Origin of the sequence: Vibrio sp. 10N.222.48.A3, assembly GCF_041475345.1 — a bacterium.
GTDB lineage: Bacteria > Pseudomonadota > Gammaproteobacteria > Enterobacterales > Vibrionaceae > Vibrio > Vibrio tasmaniensis_A.
The window spans coordinates 1-1,101 of the sequence record NZ_JBFRVX010001323.1 but is presented as its reverse complement, the minus strand read 5'-3'; the positions used below and the strand labels follow the sequence as shown (position 1 = coordinate 1,101).

2 protein-coding genes are annotated in these 1,101 nt (G+C 42.8%); both read left to right on the top strand.

Annotated features, from left to right (window positions below; all coding sequences use genetic code 11):
- Positions 1–698 (top strand): PLP-dependent aminotransferase family protein (locus tag AB4653_RS26075; RefSeq protein WP_372105674.1); only part of this gene is annotated, 698 nt, incomplete at its 5' end.
- A gap of 175 nt (positions 699–873) precedes the next feature.
- Positions 874–1,101 (top strand): cytochrome ubiquinol oxidase subunit I (locus tag AB4653_RS26070; RefSeq protein WP_198595371.1); only part of this gene is annotated, 228 nt, incomplete at its 3' end.

Genomic DNA, 1,101 nt, shown 5'->3' with positions numbered 1-1,101 from the left:
TCAAAGCATGTTGGTTCATGACAGAATCGCAAAACCCTGTTGGCTATTCGATGAGTGATAACAACAAGCAGCGACTCGCCGAGTTAGTGAATGACCATAAGATCCCGATGATCGAAGACGATGTGTATCGAGAACTTCATGTCGGCAACCAAAGCTCATTGCCTGCTAAAGCCTATGACACCGGCGAGCAAATCATGCTGTGCGGTTCGTTTTCCAAATCATTGTCGCCCGGCTTTCGAATCGGTTGGGTAGTTGCAAGGAAACAAGCGTTAAAGATTCAGAGATTGCAGCACCTATCGACACTCTCCAGCAGTATTCCGATTCAGCTTGGCTTGTCTCACTACCTGACGTTTTATAGTTATGACAACCACCTTAAAAAGCTTCGTAAACTGCTGAATGAAAGGAAGAAGGCGCATATAGCACTTCTCGAATCCAGTTTGCCTACGAGTGCTCTGATTCATAAAAGCCAAGGTGGTTATTTCCTTTGGATAGAGCTGCCTCATTCTGTTTGTGTAGAGAGGCTTTATGAGCGAGCACTTGAAAACAACATCTCTGTTGCGCCGGGAATTATATTCAGCAGCGACAAAAAGTTCTCTCATCATATTCGTCTCAATTGTTCGTACGCTTGTGACGACAAAATAGCAGAAGCCATTCGTACACTAGGTAGTTTGATTCAGACCATGGAATCACAAGCCTAAGTCGTTAGTCGATCCTCGACTATGTTTACTTGAAATCTAGCTTGTCACTCGTCGGATAATTCAACCTGTTCTGTTTTTTAACATTCAATCTGTTCTAGTTTGGTTTGTTCAAACTGTGCTGAAATACGCTCCAATTCTTAATATGAAATCCATCATTATGATGTTTGGAGCTTAAATGTTTGATGTAGTTGAATTGTCGCGTTTACAGTTTGCGCTAACCGCTATGTTTCACTTTCTCTTTGTCCCGTTAACTATTGGTATGTCTTGCTTATTGGCGATCATGGAGTCGATCTATGTGCTTACCGGTAAGCAAATCTATCAGGACATGACTCGCTTTTGGGGCAAACTTTTTGGTATTAACTTCGCCTTAGGTGTCACGACCGGATTAACCATGGAGTTCCAG